Raw genomic sequence first — 25,514 nt, 5'->3', positions numbered from 1 at the left:
TGGTCTGTCGGTGTCACGACCCTGAACACGGAGAATCATGTCTAAGAAGTGCGATGTCTGCGGCAAGCAGCCGACGTTCGGCAACAGCGTTGCCCGCCTGGGTAAGGGCGCGATGATCCGGCGGGTCAAGGCTCGTACGCCCCGCCGGTTCAACCCCAACATCCAGCCGGTCCGCGCGATCATCAAGGGCACGCCCACCAAGATGAAGGTGTGCACCTCCTGCATCAAGGCCGGCAAGGTCCAGCGCGTCGTCGGCTGACCTGAAGCTTTCCTCCGTGTAGGGCCTTCGACCAGGCGCCCGGTTCACCCCGGGCGCCTAGTCGTGTTTGCGGGCAACCACCGTGATCTCGTTCCGGTTGTGGTGCAACTGTCGGGCGTGCAGTACGTCGTACCGCTCGCCTAGGACCTCGATGCCGCGACGGGCGCCGTCCAGCGGGTTCCTGCCGCCGCCCTTCAGCGTGACGATCGCGAGACCGCCGCGCCGTACGTGCGCCGCCGCGTCCAGCATCATCCGGGCGCTCGTCACCTGGTCCATCCGCATGTCGTTCACCGCCACGTCGAACCGGACCCGGTTCGCGGCGAAGAACCGGCCCGCCGTCGTCGCCTCGTGATGGATCCGGCGATCACCGCGCAGCCGCGGATCCAGCGAACCCGGATCGACCGACCACACCTCCTGCCCGTGCTGCCGCAGGATCCGCGTCCATCCACCCGGTGAGGCGCCGAGGTCGACCGCCTTCCCGCCTCGCGGCAGCTCCAGCCCGAAGGTCGCGATCGCCTCCTCGAGCTTGAACTCGGACCGCGACACTCGCTCGTCACCCCGAGCCAGCCGCATCCGCCCGCCCGGCCAGTCCGACAGGCTGTCCGCGAGCCGGTTCAGCCCCAGCAGCACCGCCTTCCGCCCCGCGAAGCACGAGACGACGTACTCCTGCCCGGAGCGCGTGACGGCCACTCCACGGCCGGCCAGGGCCTCCTCCAGGCGGTGGTAGTAGGACCCGCCGGTGCCGGCTGCATCGGTCCAAGCCTGTACGGCGAGCGCCTTCGGGTACTCGGGCAGCTCGCCGAGCACCACCTCGGCCAGCTCGTACTCCGGCGGCAGCTCGTCGAAGCTTGCGATCTCCACCGTCAGATGCCGGACGAACATGATCCGCCCCGCATCACACGCCGCCGCGAACGCCTCCACGGTCAGCCCTGGAGGCCCGTCCACCCGCCCCAGCTCCGCGCCGACCCGCTGGACCCGCACGTCCCGCCCGAACTCGCCCCGGATCTCCCGCGCAGCCAACTCGTAACTGTCGGCCGCGGCCGAGAACAACACACTCCTACCGCCACTCACCCGCGAACCGTACCGAACGACTGGACGTAGTCGCCTACGTATACGCGGTCGCACGCGTGCAAGCCGCGCCGAACTCGCCCCGGACGGGACCACTACCTGTCCTTCGGTACGCGTTAGCCTTCCGGGCGTGGAGGAATTGACGGTTGACGTGCTGCGGGCCTGGGCCCGGACGGCACTGGCCGATCTGGCCCGGGCGCGGACCGAGATCGACGAACTGAACGTGTACCCGGTGCCGGACGGCGACACCGGGACCAACCTCTACCTGACCTGGGAAGCCGCCTGCGAGGCGCTGCCCAAGGGCGAGCTGACCTTCACCGAGGCGATCCAGGCCTTCGGCCGCGGCGCGCTGCTCGGCGCCCGCGGCAACTCCGGCGTGATCACCTCCCAGCTGATCCGCGCCTGCGGCCTCCGCCTCGACGAGAACCTCCCGCACCACCAGACGGACGGCGTCCTGGCCGATCCCCGGATGAGCGAGGCCGCCGCCTTCGCCGACGCCCTCAAGTTCGCCGCAGACGCCGCGTACGGGGCCGTAGCGCAGCCCGTCGAAGGCACCATGCTCACCGTCGCGCGCGCCGCCGCCACCGGAGCGATGACCGCCGCGAACGACGGCAAGGCCCTCGCCGACGTCTGCCTCGCCGCGGTCGCCTCCGCCCGCCAGGCCCTCACCAGGACCACCGAACAGCTCGACGTACTGCGGCATGCGGGCGTCGTCGACGCCGGAGGAGCAGGCCTCGTCGTGATCCTGGGTGCGATGGAGTCGGTGCTCACCGGGCAGCACGTGCGGGTCGACGTACCGGCCAGGGTGGAGCCGCAGGGGGAGAGCGCCGAGAGCCAGGACGGGTCCGCGTACGAGGTGATGTACCTGCTCGACGCGCCCGACGACAAGATCGGCGACTTCCGGCAGACCCTGGCCGCTCTCGGCGACTCCGTCGTCGTGGTCGGCGGCGACGGGCTCTGGAACGTCCACGTCCACACCGACGACGTCGGCGCCGCGATCGAGCAGGGCATCGACATCGGCCGGCCGCACCGGATCCGGGTCACCCACTTCGACGACCAGGCGCACCACCACGAACCCGCTCCCGGGCGCGCGGTGATCGCGGTCGTCGCCGGCGACGGGCTCGCCGGCCTGTTCGCCGAGGCCGGCGCCCGGATCATCCGCGGCGCCCCCGGCCGTCGCTGCTCCACCGGCGAACTGCTCCAGGCGATCGAGCAGTCGCAGGCGCCCGAGATCGTGATCCTGCCCAACGACCAGGACTCCATCGCGGTCGCCGAGGCCGCCGCCACCGCCGCCCGCCAGGACGGGATCCGGGTCGCCGTGATCCCGACCCGCGCCCAAGTCCAGGGCCTCGCCGCGATCGCCGTCCACGACCCCGACCGCAGCTTCGACGACGACGTCGTACACCTGTCGGCCGCTGCCGGGCAGACCCGGCACGGCGCCGTCACGATCGCGGTCAAGGACGCCTGGACGATGGCCGGCCGGTGCCGGATCGGCGACGCGCTCGGTGTCGTCGACGGCGACTTCGCGGTGATCACCGGCGACCTCGAGGAGGCGGCGCTGGAAGTCGTCGACCGGTTGCTCGGCGGCGGTGGCGAGCTGCTCACGATCGTCACCGGCCGCGACGCCGACCCCGCCCTGGCCGACGCGGTCGAGCGGCACGTGCGCCGGCAACGCAAAGATGTCGATGTCGTGGTGTACGACGGAGGACAGGACAGGTATCCGCTCCTGATCGGGGTCGAATGACGGTGGTGGAATGAAGACGGATATGGACCGCAAGCTCCGGGACTTCCTCGGGGCCAAGACCGCCAAGACCTTCGCGGACGTGCTCGAGATCGAGACCGTCGGCGAGCTGCTGCGGCACTACCCGCGGCGCTACCTGAAGAAGGGCGAGCTGACCCCCTTCGACGAACTCGAGGTCGGTGACCAGGCGACTGTCAGCGGCCGGGTCAAGAAGGTCTCGGCCCGCGCGCTGGACACCAAGGTCGAGATCCGGCCCGACGACGTCCACAAGTTCCGCAAGAAGCGGACGATCACCAAGGTCGTGGTCACCGACGGCCGCAACGACCTGGAGCTGGCGTTCTTCAACCAGCCCTGGCTGCTGACCAAGCTGACCCCCGGCACCGCCGCCCTGTTCTGGGGCGAGGTGACGATGTTCCGCGACATCATGCAGCTGAAGGGCCCCGGCACCGAGATCCTCGACGAGGAAGACCTCACCGAGGCCGAGATCGAACGCCGGGCGCGGCCGTTCCGCCCGCTCTACCCGGCGACCGGGAAGTTGCCGACCGCAACGATCGAGCGATCGGTCAAGATCGTCCTGGACAGCCTCGACGACCGCGTCGACGACCCTGTCCCGGACGTGGTCCTGCGCAACGAGAAGCTGCTCGGTCTCCGGGACGCCCTGCAGAAGGTGCACCTTCCGGACACCGAGAAGGACATCCACGACGCGCAGCAGCGGTTCCGGTTCGAGGAAGCGCTGGTGATGCAGACGATCCTCGCCCAGCGCCGCGCGGTGATGGACGCGCAGAGCGCCGTACCGCGGCCGCGGCAGGCCAGTGGACTGCTCGACGAGTTCGACCAGCGGCTGCCGTTCGAGCTGACCGACGGGCAGATCGAGGTGGGGGAGGAGATCTTCGCCGACCTCGCCCGGTCGCATCCCATGCACCGGCTGCTGCAGGGCGAGGTCGGCTCCGGCAAGACCGTGGTCGCGCTGCGGGCGATGCTGTCCGTGGTCGACAACGGAGGCCAGGCCGCCCTGCTCGCGCCGACCGAAGTGCTGGCCGTCCAGCACCACAAGACGCTCACCAAGATGCTCGGTGACCTGGCCGAGCAGGGCATGCTCGGCGGCGCGGAGCACGCCACCAAGATCGGTCTGCTGACCGGTTCGCTGAACGCGGCCTCCCGCCGTACGGCGATGCTCGACGCGGCCAGCGGTGCCGCCGGGATCGTGGTCGGGACGCACGCCCTGCTCGAGGACAAGGTCCAGTTCGCGGATCTCGGGCTCGTGGTGGTCGACGAGCAGCACCGCTTCGGGGTCGAGCAGCGGGCCGCGCTGAGCGCGAAATCCGGCGAGAACACGCCGCACGTGCTGGTGATGACCGCGACACCGATCCCGCGGACGGTGGCGATGACGGTGTTCGGCGACCTCGCGGTCTCGACGCTGACCCAGCTGCCGGCCGGGCGGTCGCCGATCCAGTCGTCCGTGGTCCCCGCCAAGGAGCGGCCGGACTGGTTGCAGCGGGCCTGGGCGCGGGTCCGCGAGGAGGTCGGCAAGGGCCACCAGGCGTACGTCGTGTGCCCGCGGATCGGGGACGACGTCAAGAACGCGAAGGACGAGGAAGGCGAGCTCCTCGAGACCGACGAAGGCGGCAAGAAGCAGGCCCGGCCGCCGATCTCGGTGATGCAGGTGTCCGAGGCGCTCGCGGAGATCCTGCACGACCTGCGCGTCGAGATCCTGCACGGACGGCTGCCGGCCGACGAGAAGGACGCGGTGATGTCCCGGTTCGCGGCCGGGGAGATCGACGTACTGATCGCGACCACGGTCATCGAGGTCGGCGTCGACGTACCGAACGCCTCGACGATGGTGATCATGGACGCCGACCGGTTCGGCATCTCGCAGCTCCACCAGTTGCGCGGCCGGGTCGGCCGGGGCAAGGTCCCCGGGCTGTGCCTGCTGGTCACGGACCTGTGGGCGGGATCGAGGTCGTACGGGCGCCTGGACGCGGTCGCGTCGACGACCGACGGGTTCGAGCTGTCGCGGATCGACCTGGAGACCCGCCGTGAGGGCGACGTGCTCGGTGTCGCGCAGTCCGGGCGACGCAGCAGCCTCAAACTGCTGAGCGTGCTGCGGGACGAGGACATCATCCTCGCGGCCCGGCACGAAGCCACCAGGATCGTCGGGGTCGACCCCGCCCTGTCCGAGTTCCCGGAACTGCTCACAATCGTGCGCGCCGCACTGCAGTCCGACACAACCGACTACCTGGAGAAGACGTGACTGTGCTGAATGCCGCGCCTCCGGCGCGGGGGTCACGGGGCTTTTACTCCCGTTCTTCCCTCGTCGCTCCGGTCGCTTCGCTCCCTCCGCTCCTCAGTCCAGAACGGGAGGCCCCGTGACACGCGTGATCGGGGGAGTGGCTGGTGGGCGGCGGATCGGCGTGCCTGCGGGGAGTGGGACGCGGCCGACGGCGGATCGGGTGCGTGAGGCGCTGTTCTCGTCGCTCGAGTCGGAGTTCGGCAGCTTCCACGGGCTCGCGGTCCTCGACCTGTACGCCGGATCCGGCGCGATCGGGCTGGAGGCGCTGTCCCGGGGTGCCGCGAAGACCGTGCTGGTCGAATCGGACCGGACAGCGGCCGAGGTGATCGCGGCCAACATCAAGGTCGTGGGGCTGCCCGGTGCGACGCTGCTGACCCGGCCGGTCGAGAAGGTCACAGCGGGTGACGCTCCCGCGGTGTTCGACCTGGTGTTCGCGGACCCGCCGTACAAGCTGGAGACTGCCGAGCTCCAGGACGTGCTGACCGACCTCGTGGCGCACGGCTGGCTCGCCGACGACGCGGTCGTGGTCGTCGAACGCGGGAAACGCGAGCCGTGGGACTGGCCCGAGGGGTTCGCCGCGCTGCGGGACCGCAAGTACGGCGAGGCCCGCCTTTGGTACGGTCACCGGCATGGTTAAGGCGGTCTTTCCAGGCACTTTCGACCCGCCGACAGTCGGGCATCTCGACGTCATCACCCGGGCGGCTGCCGCCTTCGACGAGCTGATCGTCGCGACCGGGGTGAATCAATCGAAGAACCGGCTGTTCGGGCCGCCGGAACGGATCGAGATGCTCACCGAGCTGGTCGAGCCGTTCCCGAACGTCCGGATCGGCTCCTTCGAGGGGCTCGTGGTCGACTACTGCCGGGCCGAGGGCGCCGAAGTCATGGTGAAAGGCCTGCGCTCGGCGGCCGACTACGACTACGAACTGCAGATGGCGCAGCTGAACCGGCGAATGACCGGCGTCGACACGTTCTTCCTGCCGACCGCGCCGGAACACGCCTTCATCTCGTCCAGCTGGGTCAAGGAGATCGCCCGCCTCGGCGGCGACGTCAGCACGTTCGTGACGCCGGCCGTTCACGCACGGTTACTGAACACGCTGTGACTGTCCCCGGATTGGGCGCAGCGCCGGGGAGTTGGTAGTGTAGATCACCGGTCTCGACGAGACCGAGTTCTTGCCTGCCCACGCCTGAGAGGGATGTTCTGAGCGTCTTGGACCCGCGGTCCCCACTCGTGATCGATACGCACGAGCTGAGCCGCCGCGCAGGGTCCCAACGCGAAGTCACCTTCTCGAGTCCGGCGCCGGCGGAACTCGGAATCGACGTGATCGGCGTCCCCGAAGGCGACCCGATCCAGTTCGATCTACGGCTGGAAGCGGTGGTCGAAGGGGTGCTCGTCACCGGAACGGCCGCCGGCCGTCTGGTCGGGGAGTGCGCGCGGTGCCTGGTCGATATCGAGGACGAGTTCCTCGCTGACGTCCAGGAGCTGTACGTCTACCCGGAGAGCGAAGCCGAGCCGGACGAGGCCAGCCGGATGGAGGGCGATCTGATCGACCTCGAGCCGGCGCTGAGGGACCAGGTGGTGCTCGCACTACCGTTCCAGCCGTTGTGTACGGACGACTGTCCGGGTCTGTGCCCCGACTGCGGGGTACGCCTGGCGGACGAGCCCGGCCACAAGCACGAGGACCGGTCCGACCCACGCTGGGCCGCCCTCGGCGGACTGCTCACGCAGGACGAGCAGGACTGAAAACAGCTCCACCGCAACACCGCAGTACCGCACGACCGAAATCGTCAGACTGAGCCGGCCGGGTCCACCAGCCCCCGGCCGAACCGAGGAGTCATAACCGTGGCCGTTCCGAAGCGGAAGATGTCGCGCAGCAACACCCGGAGCCGCCGGGCGCAGTGGAAGACGACTGCCCCGTCGCTGGTCACCTGCGTGAACCCCGCCTGCCGCGCGAAGCACCTGCAGCACACCGTCTGCCCGAACTGCGGCCAGTACGGTGCCAAGGGCGAGCGTCGCCAGGTCGTCGAGAGCTAAACGGCAACCTTTCCAGTGAACTCTGCCAACGAAACGGGGCTCTACGCCGAGCTGAACCAGCGGCTCGGCGTATCGCTGGCTGACGAGCTACTGGAGCACGCCTTCACCCACCGCTCGTACGCGTACGAGAACGGTGGGCTGCCGACGAACGAGCGGCTGGAGTTCCTCGGGGACTCCGTGCTCAGCATCATCGTCACGGAGTCGCTGTTCCGTAACCATCCGGACCTGTCCGAGGGCCGGCTGGCCAAGCTTCGCGCCGCGGTGGTCAACATGCGCGCGCTCGCCGGTGTCGCCCGCGATCTCAACCTGGGCAAGTACCTGCGGCTCGGCCGCGGCGAAGAGGCCACCGGCGGGCGGGACAAGTCGTCGATCCTCGCCGACTGCGTCGAGGCGCTGATCGGCGCCGTCTACCTGGACCGCGGGTTCGAGACTGCCGGTCAGGTCGTGCACACGATGTTCGACGACCTGATGGAGTCCTCGGCCCGGCTCGGCGCCGGCCTGGACTGGAAGACGTCGCTGCAGGAGCTGGTCGCCCAGCTCGGCGTCGGCGTCCCCGAGTACGTGATCGCGGAGTCCGGACCGGACCACGCGAAGACGTTCGAGGCCCGGGTCCGGATCGGCTCCGACACCTACGGCCACGGCATCGGCCGGAGCAAGAAGGAAGCCGAGCAGCAGGCCGCCGAGACCGCCTGGAAGGCCCTGCGCGCCGCGCATCCCGACAGCGTGGACCCCTCGCAGTCCTGAAGTGCCGGAGCTCCCTGAGGTAGAAGTCGTACGACGGGGCCTGGTGGGTTTCCTCACCGGGCGGACCGTCGAGACCGTCGAGGTGCTGCACCCCCGCCCGGTACGGCGTCATGCCGCCGGCCCGGAGGACTTCGTCTCGCGGCTCAAGGGACAGGTTTTCGCCGAGCCGGCCCGGCGCGGCAAGTACCTGTGGCTGCCGTTGACGTCCGGTGACGCGGTATTGACACACCTCGGAATGAGTGGTCAGTTCCGGGTCCAGCCGGTCGGCGCGCCCGACGAACCGCATCTGCGGGTCCGTTTCCGGTTCGCCGACGGCGGCGGAGAGGTCCGTTTTGTGGACCAGCGGATGTTCGGTGGTCTGTCGTACTCCGAGGGCGGTGCCGAACTGCCCGCCGAGATCGCCCATATCGCCCGCGACCCGTTCGATCCTCTGTTCGATCCGGAGCTGGCGACGGCCAAGATCCGGCGCCGCCGGACCGGTCTCAAACGAGCGCTGCTGGACCAGACCGCGATCAGCGGAATCGGCAACATCTACGCCGACGAAGCGTTGTGGCGGGCCAAACTGCACTACGCCCGGGCGACAGAAACGCTGAAACCCTTACAAATAAGGGGCATCCTCGAGCAGGCGCACGCTGTGATGGCCGAGGCACTGACCGTTGGCGGCACCAGCTTCGACGCCCTGTACGTCAACGTGAACGGGGAATCCGGGTACTTCGAACGCGGCCTGAACGTCTACGGGCAGGAGGGATCCCCGTGCCCGCGGGACGGCCGGCCGATCCGTCGCGAGCCGTTCATGAACCGTTCGTCGTACCGGTGCCCGAAATGTCAGCCGGTTCCGCGCCATGTCCGCTGGTGAGCGAGGTATCGTTAATAAACGTGGCCCAGGTTGACCCGTCGCCCTCGCCGGTGTCACCCTGAAAGACGGCACACATTTTCGGCGCTCCCTGCTGACCCCGATGCGGAGCGCGACCGGCCAGAACCCTTCCGGAGGACAGCACAATGGCCAAGGCTCTTCTAGGGCATCTTGGAGGCACTGACCCGCGCATGCTCGAGCAGGTTCGTCTGCTCAACCGGCGCGTCGCAGATCTGGAGGCGCACGTGATGCGGCTCCAGGCAGAGAACGACCACCTGGTGGCCCAGATCCACGAGGGTCGGCTGCTCACCGTCGACGAGGCTCTGCGCACTCCCGCTTCGGTCTGAAGCACCAGAGAATTCATCTCGACCGTCCGCACTACGCTGCAGAACGGCGGTGGCCCCCGTCCGGGCCTCCGCCGGTTGTAGGTTCACCAATGTTGTGCACCCATTCGCCGGCCATCTCTCTCAACGGCCTGGCCTCCGCTGGTTTACGCGGATCTCTTTGTAGACTGCGAAGCGGAACACCTTCCCCCGGGTAGCGGCAGCGTGACGTTCAGCTACGGCGGTTCCTTCGGTACCGTCTGTCCTTTCACGGGTTGGAGAGCTTCGCCTTGTACCTGAAGAGCATGACGCTCCGGGGCTTCAAGTCGTTCGCGTCCGCGACGACGATGAACTTCGAACCAGGCATCACCTGCATCGTCGGGCCGAACGGCTCCGGCAAGTCCAACGTCGTCGACGCGCTGGCCTGGGTGATGGGTGAGCAGGGCGCCAAGTCGCTGCGCGGCGGCAAGATGGAGGACGTCATCTTCGCCGGCACCTCCGGCCGCGCCCCGCTGGGCCGCGCCGAGGTGGTGCTCACCATCGACAACACCGACGGCGCGCTGCCGATCGAGTACGCCGAGGTGACGATCAGCCGGACGATGTTCCGCAACGGCGGGTCCGACTACCAGATCAACGGCCAGAACTGCCGCCTGCTCGACGTCCAGGAGCTGCTCAGCGACTCCGGTATCGGCCGCGAGATGCACGTCATCGTCGGTCAGGGCCAGCTGGACTCGATCCTGCGCGCCACGCCGGAAGGCCGCCGCGGGTTCGTCGAGGAGGCCGCCGGCGTCCTGAAGCACCGCAAGCGCAAGGAAAAGGCGATCCGGAAGCTGGAGGCCACCGAGGGCAACCTGCACCGGCTCGGGGACCTGATCCAGGAGATCCGCCGTCAGTTGAAGCCGCTCGGGCGCCAGGCGGAGGTGGCGCGCCGGGCGGTGACGATCCAGGCGGAGGTCCGGGACGGCCGCGCGCGGCTGCTCGCCGACGACATCGTGCAGGCGCAGTCCGCGCTCGAGGCGGAGCTGCGGGACGAGGCCGCGCTCACGCAGCGGCGTACCGAGACCGAGGCGAAGCTGCACGAGGCCCGCGAGCTCGAGGCCGAACTGGAGGAGGCGCTCCGCGAGGACGCGCCGGCCCTGCAGGCCGCTCAGGACACCTGGTACCAGCTGTCCGGCTTCGGCGAGAAGATCAAAGGTACGGCGCGGATCGCGGCGGACCGGATCCGCTCGCTGAACGACGAGGCTGAGGACGGCCCGCGCTCGGGGCGGGATCCCGAGGAGCTCGAACTGGAAGCGGCCCGGGTCCGCGAGACCGAGGCGCAGATCGAGGCCGAGGTCGAGGCGCATTCCGAGCTGCTCGCCGAGTCCGTCGAGCGCCGCCAGCAACTGGAAGCCCAGGAGTCCGAGGAGGAGCGCCGGATCTCGGCGCTGATCCGGGCCGCGGCGGACCGCCGCGAAGGACTCGCCCGGCTGACCGGCCAGGTGAACGCGCTGAAGAGCCGCGCGGCCGCCGCCGAGTCCGAGATCGGCCGGCTCGCCAGCAACCGGAGCGAGGCCGAGCAGCGCGCCGCGAAGGCGCAGCACGACTTCACCGCGCTGGAGACCCAGGTCGCCGGGCTGGATGCGGGCGAAAAGGGCCTCGACGACCAGTACGAGGCTGCCCAGGCAGTGCTCGACGAGATGGACGAGCGGCTGGCGAAGCTGCGGGCCGAGGAGCGCGACGCCGAGCGTGAGCGCACCGGTCTCGCCGCCCGCAAGGAAGCCCTCGAGCTCGGTCTGAACCGTAAGGACGGGGCCGGCGCGCTGCTGGCCGCCTCGGAGCAGGTCAACGGGCTGATGGGCTCGGTCGCCGCTCTGCTGAGCGTCCGGTCCGGGTACGAGACCGCGATCGCCGCAGCGCTCGGTGAGGCTGCGGACGCGGTTGCCGTCACCCACACCGACGCTGCGCTGCACGCCGTCGGCCACCTCAAGGAGCACGACCTCGGCCGCGCCGGGATGCTTCTCGGCGACGCCCCGGCCGACGACTATGCGATGTGGCCCGCGCTGCCGTACGGAGCGTCGTACGCCGTCGACGTCGTGGAATGCCCGGAGACCCTGCGGCCCGCCCTGCGGCGGCTGCTGCGCAAGGTCGCGGTGGTCGACGACGTGGACGCGGCACGGTCCCTGCTACGGAACCTGCCCGACGTCACGTGTACGACGCGTGTCGGCGACGTACTCGGGGCGCATTTCGCGTACGGCGGGTCGGATGCGGCACCCAGCCTCATCGAGGTGCAGTCCGCGGTCGACGAGGCGTCGGAGAAGCTGACCGAGGCGACGGCGCGGAGCGAGCGGCTGCGGTTCGAGCTGCAGGGCCTGGAGGACGAGCGGAGCCGCCAGAAGGAGTCCGTCGAGATCACGCTGGCCCGGCTGCACGAGTCGGACGCGTCGATGGCTGCGGTGGCCGAGCAGCTGGGGCACTTCGGGTCGCTGGCGAAGGCGTCCCGCGGCGAGGCGGAGCGGATGGCCGAGGCGATCGCGGCCGCCGAGGAGGAGCGCGATCGGAACCTGTCCGGTCTGGCCGAGCTCGAAGAGCGGCTGACGGACGCCGAAATGTTCGACGAGGACGGCGACGAGCCCGACACGTCGCAGCGCGACCGGCTGGCCGAGGAGGCCAAGGCCGGGCGTGCGGCCGAGATGGAGGCGCGGCTGGCGCTGCGGACCACCGAGGAGCGGGCCCGGGCGCTGTCCGGTCGCGCGGACTCGCTGGAGCGCGCGGCCCGGCAGGAGCGCGAGGCGCGGGCACGGTCGATCGCGCGGGCGGCACGCCGGGCGCGGCAGGCCGAGGCGGCGAACGCCGTACACCTGGCTGCTGGTCACGTGTTGGCGCGGCTGGAGTCGTCGCTGCAGCTGGCGGCGTCCGAGCGGGCGGCGATTCAGGCGCAGCGGGCCGACCGGGAGCAGGCGCTTGCGCAGGCACGGTCGGCGACGCGGAACCTCAGCTCCGACCTGGAGCAGCTCACGAACACCGTGCACCGGGACGCGCTGGCCCGGGCCGAGCAGAAGATGCGCCTGGAGCAGCTGTACGAGAAGGCGCTCGGCGAGCTCGGTATCGAGGTTGACGCACTCGTCACGGAGTACGGACCGGACAAGCTGGTGCCGCCGGTGCCTTCACAGGACGACACCTTGGAGCTCGAGGCCGAGCCGTTCAACCGGACCAAGGTCGAGAAGCGGCTCAAGCAGGCCGAGCGTGCGCTGAACCAGCTCGGCAAGATCAACCCGCTCGCGCTCGAGGAGTTCGAGGCGATGGAGGAGCGGCACAAGTTCCTCTCCGAACAGCTGGAAGACCTGCGGAAGTCCCGGCGTGACCTGATGGACATCGTCAAGGAGGTCGACGACCGGGTCGAGCAGGTCTTCACCCAGGCGTACCGCGACGTCGAGATCGCGTTCGAGCACGTCTTCAGCCGGCTGTTCCCGGGTGGCGAGGGCCGGCTCGTGCTGACCGACCCCGACGACATGCTCGCGACCGGCATCGACGTCGAGGCCCGCCCGCCGGGCAAGAAGGTCAAGCGGCTGTCGCTGCTGTCCGGTGGCGAGCGTTCGCTGGTCGCGGTCGCGTTCCTGGTCGCGCTGTTCAAGGCCCGCCCGTCGCCGTTCTACATCCTCGACGAGGTCGAGGCCGCGCTGGACGACACCAACCTCGGCCGCCTCCTGGAGATCTACGAGGAACTCCGCGAGAACAGCCAGCTCCTGGTCATCACCCACCAGAAGCGCACCATGGAGGTCGCCGACGCGCTCTACGGCGTCACCATGCGCGGCGACGGCGTCTCCGCCGTCATCTCTCAACGCATCCGCGAACCCGAACCGGTCTAGGACCTGTCGGGCTCGGAGCTGTCGAGCGGCCGATCAGGCCGTGATGGTCATCGAGGCGAGTTCGTCGTTGATGGTTTCGAAGGTGAAGTGGGACGGGCCGTTGAAGCCGTCGCCGCCTACCTGGGTGAGGATCGTCAGGGGGTTGCCTGGGGTGGTGACCTGGGTGCCGGTGAAGGTGACGCGTTTGCCGATCAGCTCGTTGTCGCTCCAGGAGCGGATCCGGTCGTGGCCGCGGAACTCGCGGCCCCAGTCGTTCACGTAGCCGTCCGCGGCGAACGCCGCCACGAACGCGTCGTTGTCCAGGGCGTCGATCGCGTCGAGCGCGCGCTGGATCGCTGCGGGAATCTCTTGGCTCATGCGAACGACGATATCCCTCGTCTTTGAACCGATCGGCGAATCGGCACGTGTGGCGGGTGACGTTCCGACCCGACCGAGGAGCCTGTGATGAAGTCTTTGACGAAGCGTGTGATGAGTGGGTTGGCCGTTGGTGTGCTCGGGGTGTCCGGGCTGACTGCGTGCGGCAGTGACGACTCGCCGGCGGCCTCGGCGCCTTCGGCGAGCAGTTCGGCGAGCAGTTCGTCGGGCGCTGCCGCCGTGAAACTGGCGACCGCGACGGTCGGCGACTTCGGCAACATCGTTGTCGACGGCAACGGACGGACCGTGTACGTGTTCGACAAGGACACCTCCGGTACGTCGAACTGCTCGGGCGACTGCCTCGCCAAGTGGCCGGTGGTGCCGGCCGGTGACGGTACGCCGCAACTGGAGGGCATCGACGCGTCCTTGGTCAGCACCGTCACCCGCGCGGACGGCAGCAAGCAGCTGGCCATCAAGGGGCTGCCGCTGTACCTGTTCGCCAGCGACAGCGCGGCCGGCGAGGCCAAAGGCCAGGCGGTCGGCGGTGTCTGGTGGGTCGTCGGTGCGGACGGTCAGAAGATCACCGCCAAGCCGGCTGGTTCCGGCAATGGTGACGGTTACTGATCTGGTTGGTGCCGCCGTGGTGTGGGCGCCCGCTGATCCCGGTATCGTGCGGTCGGTGGCTGACAACCCAGGGCCGCACGACGCCGAGTCCCTGATCCGAGCGCTGTACGCCGAGCACGGCCGCAGCCTGCTCGCGTACGCGACCCGTCTCACCGGAGACCGGGCCGCAGCGGAGGACGTCGTACAGGAGACCCTTCTGCGGGCCTGGAAGCATGCGGACGACCTGACGAGCGGCAGAGGGTCGGTGCGGGGCTGGCTGCTGACGGTGGCGCGCAACCTGGTCACTGACCGGGCACGTGCTCGTGCAGTCCGCCCGACCGAGGTGGCGGACGTGGTGGACAGGCCACCGGTCACCGGGGACCACTCCGAGTCCGTGGTGAACACCATGGTGGTGATGGACGCGCTGGACAAGGTGTCGCCCGAGCACCGTGAAGTACTCGTGCAGCTGTACTACCGCGGCCGGTCGGTCGCGGAGGCTGCCAAAGAGCTGGGTGTTCCACCCGGTACCGTGAAATCGCGTTCGTACTACGCCCTCCGAGCTCTGCGCGCGGTGATGGCAGGGAGTTCAGCGGAGGTGTCCTATGAGTGAGCACGATCGTACGCAGCTGGGCGCCTACGCCCTGGGCGCTCTGGAGCCGGCGGAGGCAGGGGCTGTCGACGAGCACCTGGCGACCTGTGCGGAGTGCCGCGAGGAGCTTGCTGAGCTGATCGAGATGAAGGACTTCCTGGGAGAGGTGCCACCGGAGGCGTTCCTGGAGGGACCGCCCGAGGGCGGTGACCTGTTGCTGCAGCGCACGCTGCGGGAGGTCCGGGAGCCCCACGTAGAGGAGCCCCAGGCCAAGCCCAAGCGGCGCTCGCGTTGGTTGATGATCGCGGCTGCGGTTGTCGTGGTGGCTGGAGCGCTCGGCGGAGGCGTCGTACTCGGCCGGTCTACTGCACCGGACGCCGATCAGCCGGTCGCAGGCTCCAGGCAGGTCACGACGACGGACGCGACCACTGGTGCCAGCATGGACGCCACGGTTGAGCCACGGGCCGGCTGGACCTGGGTGAGGGTGAACGTGAGCGGTCTGAAGGCCGGTGACCAGTGCGAGATGGTCATCACCGACAAGTCCGGCGCGAGCTGGGTAGCGGGCAGTTGGCTGGTGTCGGAGAAGGCAGCGAAGAGCGGGAGTGCGTTCGGCGGCGGTGTGCTGGTTCCGCCCGACCAGGTGCGTTCGGTGGAGATCAGGACCGTGCAGGGAAAGCATGTGGTGACGGCCAAGATCTAACCCCGTTGCGGGACGCGAGAGGATGGAGCAGTGGCTACTACCTCCGAGGACCTGCGAGAGCGGCGGAAGAACGCGGCGGACAACTGTGAGCGCTGGCTGACCCAGCGGCGGGTGACCGCCGCGGAGCGGCTGCGTCACCTTGCAGAGGTCGCAACCGACGATCTGGTCGATGTCTACGGCAACGGTGGTGAGGTAGCCGCGCTGGAGCAGGAAGTGGCCGAGCTGCTGGGCAAGCCGGCCGCGGTGTTCCTGCCGACCGGCATCCTGGCCCAGCAGGGCGTGCTGCGGGTGTACGCCGACCGCGCGGGCACGAGCCGGGTAGCGGTCCACGGGCTCGCGCATCTACTGGTGCACGAGCTGAACCCGCTGGAAGAGGTGCACCACCTGCGCATCGAGCGGCTGACGTCAGAACCGCGTCAGCCGCGGCCGGACGAGTTGGCCGCGATCCCGGGCAAGCTGGCTGCGGTGACGTTGGAGCTGCCGCTGCGCGATGCGGGGTTCGTGCTGCCGACCTGGGACGAGCTGGTCGTGTTCTCCGAGTCCTGTGCGGAGCGCGGCGTACCGCTGCACCTGGACGGCGCGCGGCTGTGGGAAAGCACGCCGTACCTGGAGCACAGCCTGGCTGAGATCGCAGCGCTGGCGTCGACGGTGTACGTGTCGTTCTACAAGGTGCTGGGCGGCATCAGCGGTGCAGCGCTCGCCGGGCCCGAGGACGTGATCGCAGAGGTACGGCGGTGGCAGCGGCGCCTCGGCGGCAACCTGTACTCGCTCTTCCCGTACGCCGTGTCCGCGCGCAACGGACTCCGGACGGTACTGCCGTTGATGGGCGACCTGCACCAGCGGGCCGTCGAGGTCGCAAGGGCCTTGCAGAGCGAAGGCTTCCGCGTCTTCCCGGAGCCGCCGCACACCAACTCGTTCCGGGTCTACGCGCCGCGTGCCGCAGAGTCGATCGAGCAGGCCGCGGTCGAGCGGATGGAGCGGACGCACGAGTCGCTGTGCGGTCCGTGGCAGCCGGCCGACGTACCCGGGTGGTCGTGGATCGAGCTGGTGATGACGCCGGCGTCGCTGGAGTGGCAGGTCGACGAGATCGCCAAGGCGTTCGGGGAACTTCTGGTGCGCTGAGAACGTCAGGCACTGTGTTGGGTGTGGGGATCCGGGGAGAGAAGTGCTGACATTCGTTGTGACGATGGTTGTTCTGCTGGTTCTGTCGGGGCTGGTGCTCCTGGCTGTAGCACGGGGTGAGGGGAAGCATTTCGGGTAGCCTCGCTGGATGAGGCGGCTGATCTTCCAGGAGTACGTGACGCTCGACGGGTACGCCGCGGGGCCGGACGGCGGACTGGAGTTCTTCGACGCGATCGGCTCGCATCCGGACTACGACAACCTCGAACTGCTCGAGAGTGTCGACACGATGCTGCTGGGCGCCGAGACGTACCGGTTGTTCGCGGGGTTCTGGCCGACCGAGGCGTCGGCCGACGAGCCGATCGCCGAGAGGCTCAACGCGCTGCGGCTGGTCGTCGTGTCGACGACGCTGCAGAGCGCGCCGTGGGGTCGGTACGAGCCTGGTCTGGTGGTCCGGGACCTGGACGCGGTGCGGGCGCTGAAGGCTGAGCAGACCGGCAAGGACATCATCCTGTGGGGCAGCATCACGCTGTTTCAGTCGTTGCTGCGGGCCGGGCTGGTCGACGAGGTGCAGCTGCGGATCTGCCCGGTGCTGCTGGGGGTGGGCAGGAGCGCGTTCCCGTCCGGCGGCTCGCCGGTGGGCCTGGAGCTGATCGAGGCGCGTCCGTGGGGTGCAGGCGGCGTACTGGTGCGATACCGTCCGGCGGCTAGCTGACTGCGTCGACGATCGCCTTCACGATCGGTGCGGCGATGGTGATCGTCGGAAGGATCAGGAGCGCGGCCGCCGCGGCGTACGTGACAGCGGACAGCGTGGACTCGTTGGCCGCCGGTCCGGCCAGGCGTTGCACTCTCAGGACCGTGGCGGACTTGGCTGCGGCCAGGGCAGCCTCTGGTGCGGGTGAACCGGCAAGAGCGACCAGGGCGCGCGCCAGTGGACGTGGACCGTTGCGGCGGCGAGCGTCGTCGTCGGCGAGCAGTTCGACCAGAGTGCGTGCCTGCTCCAGCGCTACGTCACTGCGTACCCAGCGTGGGAACGCGTGGTGCAGCGCGGTGAACTCCTCCAGCACCAGGTCGTGCCGTGCTCGCAGGTGCGCCTGCTCGTGTGCGAGGACAGCCTTCAGCTCACTGTCGTCCAGCCGGTCCAACGCGCCAACGGAGACGACAACCCGCGCGCCACGCAGCGCCGGCAGGCAGTAGGCCAGCGGCGTCTCCTCCGCCAGCACCCGGAGTCCTGGGATCAGCCCGTCCGGTGTGGCCAGTACGTCGACCAGGTCGCGGTGCCGCTTGCGCCGTGCCCGCGTGCCGATCGCTACCCGTCCGATCGCCCACAGCAGTCGCACCACGACCAGCGCGACCATGGCGAGGATCGCTGCGGCCACGAGGTCGCGTGCCGACGACGGATCGAACCGTGGCTCACCAGGGCGGCCAGCAATCGAGTAGGACAACGCGATACCAGCACCCAGCGCAGCCAGTACGGCGGCCAGTGCGATCGCCTGCCACAGGATGACTGCGGCGCGAGGGACCCGGTAGGGCCAGTCGGAACGAGCCAGCAGCGCCGGTGCCGGGCCGGTGAGTACCAGCGCCAGAACGGCCAGCAGGACCGGGGTGGTCACCCCGTCTGCTCCTGATCGTCCAGCTTGGACAGGGCCTCGCGGAGCAGTGCCGCTTCCTCATCGGACACCTGGCCGACGAAACGGACGAGAGCCTCGCGCCGGTCGCCCGCACGGTCTAGCGCGTCCCGCATCAGGTCGGCTGCCAGCTCCTCGCGTGGCGCGGCGGCGCGGTAGCGCCAGGCCTTGCCGTCGCGCTCGCGCTCGGTCAGCTTCTTCTTCGCCAGCCGGTCCAGAACGGTCATGACGGTGGTGTAGGCAAGCTCACGGGTGACGGACAGCCGCTCGAGCACCTCACGCACGGTCAGCGCGGCCGGCGCCGCCCACAGCTGCTCCATCACCAGCCGTTCCAGGTCGCCCAGGGGGCGTGGGCCCTTCTCCTCACTCGCCACGTGACCAGTATAACTACACGTCGTAGTAGATCCGCGCTAGCATCTACTACGACACGTCGTAGATGGGCTGGGGAGGCCTTCCGATGGACACCCTGGATCTGGCGCGGTGGCAGTTCGCGATCACCACCGTGTACCACTTCTTCTTCGTGCCGGTGACGATCTCGCTGGTCGCGATCACCGCCGGCCTGCAGACTGCCTGGTACCGGACCGGGAAGGAGAAGTACCTCCGGCTGACGAAGTTCTACGGGAAGCTGTTCCTGATCAACATCGCGATGGGCGTCGTCACCGGCCTGGTGCAGGAGTTCCAGTTCGGGATGAACTGGAGCGACTACTCGCGGTTCGTCGGCGACGTGTTCGGCGCCCCGCTGGCGCTCGAGGGCCTGCTCGCGTTCTTCCTCGAGTCGACGTTCATCGGCCTGTGGATCTTCGGCTGGGACCGGCTGCCTCGCCTGGTGCACCTGGGGTGCATCTGGATGGTGGTGCTCGGCACGCAACTGTCGGCGTACTTCATCCTCGCGGCCAACTCGTGGATGCAGAACCCGGTCGGCTTCCGCTACAACGCCGATCGTGGTCGCGCGGAGCTGACGGACCTCTGGGCGGTGCTGACCAACAAGGTCGTGCTGGTGACCTTTCCGCACACGATCTTCGCCGCGTTCATGGTCGGCGGTGCGTTCGTGGCCGGTGTCGCGTTGTGGCATCTGGTCCGGCGTCCCATGGTCGACAAGGACGTGTTCCGGTCGGCTTTGAAGATCGGCGCGTCCGTCGTCCTGGTGGCCAGCGTCGGGGTCGCGATCAGCGGCGACCTGCAGGGCAAGGTGATGACCGAGGTGCAGCCGATGAAGATGGCCGCGGCCGAGGCGCTGTACGAGACCGAGAAGCCGGCCTCGTTCTCGGTGTTCACCGTCGGCACGCTGGACGGTTCGAAGGAGATCTTCTCGATCAAGCTGCCGTACCTGCTGTCCTTCCTCGCCACCGGGCACTTCGACGGTGAGGTGAAGGGCATCAACTCGCTCCAGGACGCCTACGAGCAGTTGTACGGACCGGGGTCGTACAAACCGAACATCCCCCTGACCTACTGGACCTTCCGGCTGATGATCGGCGTCGGGATGGCGTCCGCCGCGATCGCGCTGTGGCTGCTGTGGACCACGCGTCGCGGCCGAGCTCCTACCCGCTGGATGGTCTGGCTGGCGGCTCCGTTGCCGTTGCTGCCGCTGGCGGCGAACACGTTCGGCTGGATCTTCACCGAGACCGGTCGGCAGCCATGGCTGGTGTTCGGTCTGTTGCCGACAGCGTCGGGTGTCTCGCCCAGTACGACGAGCGGCGAGGTGATCACGTCCTTGGTCGGGTTCACCGCGTTGTACGGCGTACTCGCGGTGGTCGAGACCAAGCTGCTGCTGCGGACGATCCGGGGCGGCCTGGCCGGGACGGACGCGCCGCCGGACCCAGCGCCGGATCAGCCCGACAAACCACTGTCGTTCGCGTACTGAGGGGCGTCTGATGGAACTGACGACTGTATGGTTCGTCGCGATCGCGACGCTGTGGACCGGGTACTTCGTACTCGAGGGCTTCGACTTCGGAGTCGGGATGCTGTACCGCGTGCTGGGCCGGAACGAGCCCGAACGACGGGCCGCGATCAGCACGATCGGTCCGGTCTGGGACGGCAACGAGGTCTGGCTGATCATGGCCGGCGCGGCCACGTTCGCGGCGTTCCCGGAGTGGTACGCGACGCTGTTCAGCGGGTTCTACCTGCCGTTGTTCGCGATCCTGGTGGGGCTGATCGTGCGCGGCGTCGCGCTCGAGTACCGCGGCAAGCGGGACGATCCGGAGTGGCGCGCGCGGATGGACGCGATGATCGTCGTCGGGTCGGTGCTGCCGGCGCTGCTCTGGGGCGTTGCCTTCGGCAACATCGTGCGCGGTGTGCCGCTGGACGCCGACCACGAGTACGTCGGCGGCCTCGGGACGCTGCTCAACCCGTTCGCGCTGCTCGGCGGCCTGACCTTCGTCGCGGTGTTCGTCACCCACGGCGCGATCTTCCTCGCGTTGCGGACCACCGACGACCTGCGCGCTCGCGCCAACCGGCTCGCCACCCGCACCGGGGCCGTCGCCGCGGTGCTGACGATCGCGTTCCTCGCCTGGGCGCAGGCGTTGCGCGGCGACACCGTCTCGGTCGTCGTGACGATCGGCGCGGTCGTCGCGTTCGCCGGCGGCCTGGTCGCGAACCTCCTGCGCCGCGAGGGCTGGGCCTTCGTCGGTACGACGCTCGCGATCGGACTGGCTGTGGTGTCGTTGTTCGTCGCGCTCTTCCCGGACGTGATGCCGTCCACGCTCGATCCGGGGTCGACGCTGACTGTGGTCGAGGCAGCGTCCTCGGCGTACACGTTGAAGGCGATGACGATCATCACCGCGATCTTCATGCCGCTGGTACTGCTGTACCAGGGGTGGACGTACTGGGTCTTCCGCAAGCGGGTCGTGGTCGCATGAAGCCGCTCGACCCGCGGCTGCTCAAGCGCGCCCGTGGTGCCCGGGTCTTCTTGGCGGCGTCTGTCCTGATCGGCGTTCTTAGCGGCGCGCTGATCATCGTGCAGGCGGTGCTGCTCGCACACGGCATCGCCGGCGTCGTACTGCGAGGCAGCGAGGTGACTGCCGTGGCTTGGGGTTTGGCTGCAGTCGTTGCGGGCCGGGCGCTACTGGTGTGGGCGCAGGAGGTGGTCGCACAACGCGCAGCAGCCGCCGTGAAGTCCACGCTGCGGCGGCAGGTGCTGGAGCACTCGCTGAAGCTCGGGCCGGTCTGGCTGAGTGGTGAACGCAGCAGTGCGCTGACAACCCTGCTGACAAAGGGCCTGGACGACCTGGACCCGTACTTCGCCCGCTACTTGCCACAGCTCGTCCTGGCCTCCACTGTGCCGGCCGGCGTGATCGGCTGGATGGCGACCGGTGACCTGATTGCTGCTGGGACCGTACTGATCACACTGCCGCTGATCCCGATCTTCATGGCCCTGATCGGCTGGGTGACTCAGGCGCGCAGCCGGCAGCGTCAGCACGCGCTGTCTGTGCTGGCGCATCACTTCGCGGATGTGGTCAGCGGACTGACCACACTGAAGCTGTTCGGCCGCGCGAAGTCGCAGGAGCCCGCCGTACGACGGGTTACCGACCAGCACCGCGCTGCGTCGATGGGGAGTCTGCGGCTGGCGTTCCTGTCGTCGTTCGCGTTGGAGCTGTTGGCGAGCTTGTCGGTCGCACTGGTCGCTGTGGGCGTCGGTCTTCGGCTGGTCGACGGGAAACTCGGGCTCGAGACCGCGTTGATGGTGCTGATCCTGGCACCGGAGGCGTACCTGCCGTTGCGGCAGGTCGGCATGCAGTTCCACGCGAGCGCTGACGGGGTTGCGGCGAGCGAGGAGGTGTTCCGCGTGCTGGAGACGCCACTGCCCGCACGTGGTGAGCGCACCGACGTACCGGATCTTCGGGTGAGTCCGCTGTACCTGTACGACGTGACAGTGACCTACCCGGGGCGGGACGTGCCGGCGCTGGAGGGGTTCGATCTGGAGTTGCGGCCGGGGGAGGTGGTGGCGCTGACCGGGCCGAGTGGCGCCGGGAAGTCGACGGCGCTGGCTGTACTGCTCGGGTTCGTCGAGCCGGAGCGTGGTGTGGTTGTCGCGGCTGGCAGTGCAGCGGACGAGTTCGATCCGGTGGAGTGGCGGCGACAGTTCGCTTGGGTGCCGCAGCGTCCCGGTCTGCGGCTGGGGACCGTGGCCGACAACGTCCGGCTGGGCCGGCCGGATGCGTCCGACGACCAGGTCCGCTTGGCGCTCCTGGCGGCGGGCGCGGCCGACTTGCCTCTCGACAAGCCGGTTGGGGAGCAGGGCCAGCAACTCTCGGGCGGTCAGCAACGCCGGGTCGCGCTCGCTCGGGCGCTCCTCACCGACGCCCCGGTGCTGCTGCTCGACGAACCGACAGCCGGCCTCGACGCCGACACAGAAGCCACAGTCATCACCGGCCTGCGCTCCAGCGGTCGCACGGTTCTCATGGTCGCCCACCGCCCAGCCCTGATCGCAGCAGCCGACCGCACAGTCACCGTAGGCGCCCGAGAGTTGGTGAACGCATGAAGAGCCTTGAGTTAGCTCGACCGCAGCGCGGCGTGATGTGGCGGCTGTGGTTAGCGCTCGTGCTGGGTGTGGCGGCTGCCGGGTCGGCTGTCGCCTTGCTCGCCACGTCTGCCTGGCTGATCACAGCGGCCTCGGCACAACCGCCTGTGCTGTTGCTGATGGTCCCGATCGTCGCAGTGCGCGCCTTCGGTGTCGGGCGAGGCTTCTTCCGGTACGTCGAACGGCTCGTCGGACACGATGCGGCGTACCGGGTGCTGGGGGAGACCCGTGCTCGCATCACTGGGCGTCTGGAGAAGGTCGCACCGCTCGGTTCGCAGCGGAAGGGCGATCTGCTCGCCCGGCTCGTGCTGGACGTGGACGCGGTCCTCGACCTCTGGTTGCGAGTCCTCCTGCCCGTCGCGGTCGCAACTGTCACAGCAGCCGCCACGGTGGGCCTCCTCGCGCTACTGCTTCCAGCGGCCGGTGCCGCCGTCGCGGTGGCGGTCCTGATCGCGTGCACCGTCGTACCGTGGCTGACTGCCCATTCCGCCGCGCGAGCCGAGCGCAACCTCGCTGGTGCCCGTGGTGACGTCGCAGCCACCACCACCGAGTCTCTGCTCACCGCAGCCGATGTGGTCGCGTTCAACGCGATCGACGCGGTCCTGGACGACTTCAGCCGCCGCGACGCGCACCTGGCCGCCGCCGAACGCCGGTCTGCCTGGAGCGCCGGCCTAGGCAGCGCACTGCTCGTCCTGTGCGTCGGCGGTGCCAGCGTGGCCGCCTTGGTCCTCGGTAGTACGGCGAACATCACCGGTGCGGTCTTCGCCGTACTCGTCCTCACCCCGCTCGCCCTGGCCGATGTACTCGGCGGAATCCCGGCAGCCGCCCAACTGGCCATCCGGGTACGGGCGTCGCTCGACAGAGTCCAGGAACTCGTAGACACCCCCGCGCCGGTCACCGAGCCGACCAGCCCGCTGCCACTCCCAACCGGACGCGACTTGCAGGTGAACCTGCTGCGAGCCGGGTACGACGGCCCCGACGTACTGGATGGACTCAGCCTGCACATGCCGGCCGGGAGCCGTGTGGTGATCACCGGCCCGAGCGGCTCGGGCAAGAGCACGCTGGCCTCGGTACTGCTCCGGTTCCTCGAGCCACGCGGGGGAGAGGTGCTGCTCGACGGTGTGGACCTGGCCAGGCTCGAAGGCGACCAGGTGCGGTCCGTTGTCGGGTTGCTGACCCAGGAGAGCCACGTGTTCGACACGAGCATCCGGGAGAACCTGCTGCTTGCGAAGCCCGGTGTCAGCGACCTGCAGGTGTGGAAGGCGCTCTACCGGGCCCGGCTCGGTCTGCTCGTCGAGAAGCTGCCGGAGGGCCTCGACACCATGGTCGGGGAGCACGGTGCGCGGCTGTCGGGTGGTGAGCGCCAGAGGCTCGCCTTCGCACGGCTGCTGCTGGCCGACCGCGACGTACTGGTGCTCGACGAGCCGACCGAGCACCTGGACGAGGAGACCGGCCGGGCGCTGCTCTCAGACCTCTTCGCGGCGGCGGGCGACCGGACCGTGGTTCTGCTCACTCATCGCCCGGAGTTGGTGCCTCCTCACGTACCGCGACAACTGGTTTGCCTGACATGACAAATGCGGGCGGCGGGCCGGGCGTCTGTCAAGATGGGGAACCGTGACCTCACTGCTCGTTTCTCTGCTCACCGACCAGGCTCTCATCACGATCGTCGTGGTCATCGCGGTCGTTCTGGTCGTCGGAACCACCGGCCTGGTCGTCGCGCGGCGCCGGCGCCCCGAGCTGCCGTCGGAGGCCACCAAGCCCGCGGTGGAGGCCGCCGAGCCGAAGGTCGGTGAGGACGCCGAGGAACCGCGGGACACCCCGACCCGCACGCTGGAGGACGCCGAGCTACCGGAGCCCGCGGCCGCCGAGACGGTCGAGAAGCCCGAGTCCGCGCAGGGCCGGCTGGTCCGGCTCCGCGCCCGGCTGGCGCGTTCGCAGGGCTCCCTCGGCAAGGGGCTGCTCGCGCTGCTCTCCCGCGACAAGCTCGACGAGGAGGCGTGGGAGGACATCGAGACCACGCTCATCACCGCGGACGTCGGTGTGACGCCCACGCAGGAGCTGGTCGAGAAGCTGCGCACCCGGATGCGGGTCGAAGGCGTCGGCGCCGCCCAGGCCCGGGAGGTCCTCCGCGAGGAGCTGGTGGCGCTGGTCGACCCGTCGCTGGACCGCTCGCTGAAGGTGAGCCGCAAGGACGGGCAGCCTGCCGTCATCCTGATGGTCGGCGTGAACGGCACCGGCAAGACCACGACCGTCGGCCGGCTGGCCCGGGTATTGATCGCCGAGGACAAGCACGTCGTCCTCGGCGCCGCCGACACCTTCCGTGCAGCCGCTGCGGATCAGCTGCAGACCTGGGGAGAGCGGGTCGGTGCCCGCACCGTCCGGGGACCCGAGGGCGGTGACCCGGCCAGCATCGCGTTCGACGCGGTCAAGCAGGGCATCGAGGAGGAGGCGGACGTCGTCCTGGTCGACACCGCCGGCCGCCTGCACACCAAGACCGGCCTGATGGACGAGCTCGGCAAGGTGAAACGGGTCATCGAGAAGTCCGCCGAGGTGGACGAGGTCCTACTCGTCATCGACGCCACCACAGGCCAGAACGGCCTCACGCAGGCCCGGGTGTTCGCAGAGGTCATCAACGTCACCGGCCTGGTCCTGACCAAGCTGGACGGTACGGCGAAGGGCGGCATCGTGATCGCGGTGCAGCGCGAACTCGGCGTACCGGTCAAGCTCGTCGGCCTCGGCGAGGGTCCGGACGACCTGGCTCCGTTCGAGCCCGAAGAATTCGTCGACGCACTGCTGGATTGATGTAGAGAACCCAGCAACGGCTCCGTCTCCGGGTAAAGGCTCAAC

Annotated in this window: 25 protein-coding genes; 21 read left to right on the top strand and 4 right to left on the bottom strand. The window is 69.2% G+C overall.

Features of this window, described 5'->3' with window-relative positions:
• Window positions 1–37 precede the first annotated feature (37 nt).
• On the top strand, window positions 38–259 hold the full coding sequence (gene rpmB, locus OHB24_RS40815) for a 50S ribosomal protein L28 (RefSeq protein ID WP_130387610.1): 222 nt from the start codon (window positions 38–40) through the stop codon (window positions 257–259).
• Between the two features lie 57 nt (window positions 260–316).
• On the opposite strand, the gene OHB24_RS40810 is transcribed toward rpmB, so the two are convergent.
• A complete protein-coding gene (locus OHB24_RS40810) occupies window positions 317–1,330 on the bottom strand; it encodes an SAM-dependent methyltransferase (RefSeq protein ID WP_327636327.1) in 1,014 nt (337 codons plus the stop codon).
• Window positions 1,331–1,457: 127 nt separating this feature from the next.
• On the opposite strand from OHB24_RS40810, the gene OHB24_RS40805 reads away from it, so the two are divergent.
• The 10 genes from OHB24_RS40805 (at window position 1,458) to smc (ending at window position 13,158) form a co-directional block, all read left to right on the top strand.
• Window positions 1,458–3,071 carry a DAK2 domain-containing protein gene (locus OHB24_RS40805; protein ID WP_327636326.1) on the top strand — a complete coding sequence of 538 codons (1,614 nt, stop codon included), beginning with the start codon at window positions 1,458–1,460 and terminating at the stop codon, window positions 3,069–3,071.
• Between the two features lie 10 nt (window positions 3,072–3,081).
• On the top strand, window positions 3,082–5,319 hold the full coding sequence (gene recG, locus OHB24_RS40800) for an ATP-dependent DNA helicase RecG (protein ID WP_327636325.1): 2,238 nt from the start codon (window positions 3,082–3,084) through the stop codon (window positions 5,317–5,319).
• Between the two features lie 115 nt (window positions 5,320–5,434).
• Window positions 5,435–5,995: a 16S rRNA (guanine(966)-N(2))-methyltransferase RsmD gene (rsmD, locus tag OHB24_RS40795; protein ID WP_327636324.1), complete on the top strand. Its 561-nt coding sequence runs from the start codon at window positions 5,435–5,437 to the stop codon at window positions 5,993–5,995.
• The gene (gene coaD / locus OHB24_RS40790) at window positions 5,988–6,458 is read left to right on the top strand and encodes a pantetheine-phosphate adenylyltransferase (protein ID WP_327636323.1); all 471 of its coding nucleotides are present in this window, start codon (window positions 5,988–5,990) and stop codon (window positions 6,456–6,458) included. Before rsmD ends, coaD begins: the two co-directional genes overlap by 8 nt.
• Window positions 6,459–6,586: 128 nt before the next feature.
• Window positions 6,587–7,099, top strand: a complete 513-nt coding sequence (locus tag OHB24_RS40785; protein WP_327636322.1) for a YceD family protein — start codon at window positions 6,587–6,589, stop codon at window positions 7,097–7,099.
• Between the two features lie 99 nt (window positions 7,100–7,198).
• Window positions 7,199–7,390 (top strand): 50S ribosomal protein L32, encoded by a 192-nt coding sequence (gene rpmF / locus OHB24_RS40780; protein ID WP_130387616.1) that lies wholly within the window; start codon window positions 7,199–7,201, stop codon window positions 7,388–7,390.
• A gap of 15 nt (window positions 7,391–7,405) precedes the next feature.
• Entirely contained in the window at window positions 7,406–8,134 is a 729-nt protein-coding gene (gene rnc, locus OHB24_RS40775) for a ribonuclease III (protein ID WP_327636321.1), read from the top strand.
• A gap of 1 nt (window position 8,135) precedes the next feature.
• Window positions 8,136–8,990, top strand: a complete 855-nt coding sequence (gene mutM / locus OHB24_RS40770; protein WP_327636320.1) for a bifunctional DNA-formamidopyrimidine glycosylase/DNA-(apurinic or apyrimidinic site) lyase — start codon at window positions 8,136–8,138, stop codon at window positions 8,988–8,990.
• Window positions 8,991–9,178: 188 nt separating this feature from the next.
• Entirely contained in the window at window positions 9,179–9,334 is a 156-nt protein-coding gene (locus OHB24_RS40765) for a hypothetical protein (RefSeq protein WP_238151152.1), read from the top strand.
• 266 nt (window positions 9,335–9,600) lie between these two features.
• A complete protein-coding gene (gene smc / locus OHB24_RS40760; protein WP_327641167.1) occupies window positions 9,601–13,158 on the top strand; it encodes a chromosome segregation protein SMC in 3,558 nt (1,185 codons plus the stop codon).
• 33 nt (window positions 13,159–13,191) lie between these two features.
• Here the strand turns inward: smc and OHB24_RS40755 are convergent, their stop codons facing one another.
• Window positions 13,192–13,515 carry a nuclear transport factor 2 family protein gene (locus OHB24_RS40755; RefSeq protein ID WP_327636319.1) on the bottom strand — a complete coding sequence of 108 codons (324 nt, stop codon included), beginning with the start codon at window positions 13,513–13,515 and terminating at the stop codon, window positions 13,192–13,194.
• A gap of 87 nt (window positions 13,516–13,602) precedes the next feature.
• On the opposite strand from OHB24_RS40755, the gene OHB24_RS40750 reads away from it, so the two are divergent.
• From OHB24_RS40750 to OHB24_RS40730, 5 genes are all read left to right on the top strand, one after another.
• On the top strand, window positions 13,603–14,136 hold the full coding sequence (locus tag OHB24_RS40750) for a COG4315 family predicted lipoprotein (protein WP_327636317.1): 534 nt from the start codon (window positions 13,603–13,605) through the stop codon (window positions 14,134–14,136).
• Window positions 14,137–14,191: 55 nt separating this feature from the next.
• Window positions 14,192–14,725, top strand: a complete 534-nt coding sequence (locus OHB24_RS40745; protein ID WP_327636316.1) for a sigma-70 family RNA polymerase sigma factor — start codon at window positions 14,192–14,194, stop codon at window positions 14,723–14,725.
• A complete protein-coding gene (locus tag OHB24_RS40740; RefSeq protein WP_327636315.1) occupies window positions 14,718–15,404 on the top strand; it encodes an anti-sigma factor family protein in 687 nt (228 codons plus the stop codon). Before OHB24_RS40745 ends, OHB24_RS40740 begins: the two co-directional genes overlap by 8 nt.
• A gap of 30 nt (window positions 15,405–15,434) precedes the next feature.
• The gene (locus OHB24_RS40735; protein WP_327636314.1) at window positions 15,435–16,526 is read left to right on the top strand and encodes a threonine aldolase family protein; all 1,092 of its coding nucleotides are present in this window, start codon (window positions 15,435–15,437) and stop codon (window positions 16,524–16,526) included.
• 148 nt (window positions 16,527–16,674) lie between these two features.
• A complete protein-coding gene (locus OHB24_RS40730) occupies window positions 16,675–17,238 on the top strand; it encodes a dihydrofolate reductase family protein (protein ID WP_327636313.1) in 564 nt (187 codons plus the stop codon).
• Here OHB24_RS40730 and OHB24_RS40725 read toward each other — a convergent pair.
• Both OHB24_RS40725 and OHB24_RS40720 read right to left on the bottom strand, forming a co-directional pair.
• Window positions 17,231–18,136: a M56 family metallopeptidase gene (locus OHB24_RS40725; RefSeq protein ID WP_327636312.1), complete on the bottom strand. Its 906-nt coding sequence runs from the start codon at window positions 18,134–18,136 to the stop codon at window positions 17,231–17,233. The two genes, OHB24_RS40730 and OHB24_RS40725, sit on opposite strands and share 8 nt — an antisense overlap.
• Window positions 18,133–18,525 carry a BlaI/MecI/CopY family transcriptional regulator gene (locus OHB24_RS40720; protein ID WP_327636311.1) on the bottom strand — a complete coding sequence of 131 codons (393 nt, stop codon included), beginning with the start codon at window positions 18,523–18,525 and terminating at the stop codon, window positions 18,133–18,135. Before OHB24_RS40720 ends, OHB24_RS40725 begins: the two co-directional genes overlap by 4 nt.
• 83 nt (window positions 18,526–18,608) lie before the next feature.
• Between OHB24_RS40720 and OHB24_RS40715 the strand changes: the two genes are divergently transcribed.
• Genes OHB24_RS40715 through ftsY form a run of 5 tightly spaced genes read left to right on the top strand, consistent with a single transcriptional unit; the run spans window position 18,609 to window position 25,469 of the window.
• Window positions 18,609–20,012, top strand: coding sequence for a cytochrome ubiquinol oxidase subunit I (locus tag OHB24_RS40715; protein WP_327636310.1), 1,404 nt, complete (start codon window positions 18,609–18,611; stop codon window positions 20,010–20,012).
• Between the two features lie 10 nt (window positions 20,013–20,022).
• Window positions 20,023–21,006: a cytochrome d ubiquinol oxidase subunit II gene (gene cydB / locus OHB24_RS40710; protein WP_327636309.1), complete on the top strand. Its 984-nt coding sequence runs from the start codon at window positions 20,023–20,025 to the stop codon at window positions 21,004–21,006.
• Window positions 21,003–22,628, top strand: coding sequence for a thiol reductant ABC exporter subunit CydD (cydD, locus tag OHB24_RS40705; RefSeq protein ID WP_327636308.1), 1,626 nt, complete (start codon window positions 21,003–21,005; stop codon window positions 22,626–22,628). The genes cydB and cydD overlap by 4 nt, the downstream gene beginning before the upstream one ends.
• Complete coding sequence (cydC, locus tag OHB24_RS40700) at window positions 22,625–24,238, top strand: thiol reductant ABC exporter subunit CydC (protein WP_327636307.1); 1,614 nt, start codon at window positions 22,625–22,627, stop codon at window positions 24,236–24,238. Before cydD ends, cydC begins: the two co-directional genes overlap by 4 nt.
• Window positions 24,239–24,281: 43 nt before the next feature.
• Window positions 24,282–25,469 carry a signal recognition particle-docking protein FtsY gene (gene ftsY / locus OHB24_RS40695; RefSeq protein ID WP_327636306.1) on the top strand — a complete coding sequence of 396 codons (1,188 nt, stop codon included), beginning with the start codon at window positions 24,282–24,284 and terminating at the stop codon, window positions 25,467–25,469.
• Window positions 25,470–25,514: the final 45 nt, after the last annotated feature.

The organism is Kribbella sp. NBC_00482, from assembly GCF_036013725.1.
Classification (GTDB): Bacteria; Actinomycetota; Actinomycetes; order Propionibacteriales; family Kribbellaceae; genus Kribbella.
This window is presented reverse-complemented; position numbering and strand designations above follow the sequence as displayed.